The sequence below is a fragment of the Cupriavidus sp. WS genome, from assembly GCF_000395345.1.
Classification (GTDB): domain Bacteria; phylum Pseudomonadota; class Gammaproteobacteria; order Burkholderiales; family Burkholderiaceae; genus Cupriavidus; species Cupriavidus basilensis_B.
Window position 1 is genome coordinate 1 of the sequence record NZ_AQPL01000743.1, and the last position, 685, is coordinate 685.

Below are 685 nucleotides of genomic sequence, written 5' to 3' on the forward strand. Positions count from 1 at the left end.
ACGATCTGGTAGCCGCGCTCGCCGTGGATCTCGTCGGAGACGATGTGCAGGTCGAAGAACTCGACTTCCTCGTCGGTGAAGCCGTACTTCTCGCGCAGCGTGGGGGTCTGCTTGCGGTAGATGGAAGGCACCTGCGATTCCAGGCCGACCACGAGTCCGGCGACGGCGACGATGGGGTCCTCGCGCATGGCGACGGCGTAGCACCAGCTTTGCAGGCCGCGGGTGGTGGCGGACATGTTGTCGGGGTCGATGACACGCTCGCGGGTGGTGCCGCAGGCTTCGGCGAAGCGGATGAGGAGGTCGGTGTGGCGGTCGCCGCCGATTTCCTCTTCATACATATTGGCGAGCAGGAAGTCCTTGGCCTCGGTGAAGCGGTCGGGGGTGCGGGCGTAGATGTAGGCGAGGTAGTCGGCGAAGGGGCCGACGTAGTGATAGTGGTTCTCGGCCCAGCGGGCGAGGTGATCGCGGGAGAGCTTGCCGCTGGCCCAGGCGATGCTGAAGGGGGCCTTGTTGGCGCTCTTGCCCTTGATGGCGTTTTCGAGCGCGGCGCGGAAGACTTCGCGGTTCATGAGTTCGGGCATTTGGGGGCTCCAGGGTTGGGATCGCGTTGGAATCGGGCCGCTGTGGCCCTGCCGGTGAATCAATGTGTAGATTGTATACTATCTACCGGGTTGACCAAGGTCAA

At 63.8% G+C, this 685-nt stretch carries 1 protein-coding gene; it reads right to left on the reverse strand.

The window, feature by feature from the left end:
* Positions 1-581 (reverse strand): TenA family transcriptional regulator (locus K206_RS0136985; RefSeq protein ID WP_020207205.1); only part of this gene is annotated, 581 nt, incomplete at its 3' end.
* Between the last annotated feature and the right edge of the window lie 104 nt (positions 582-685).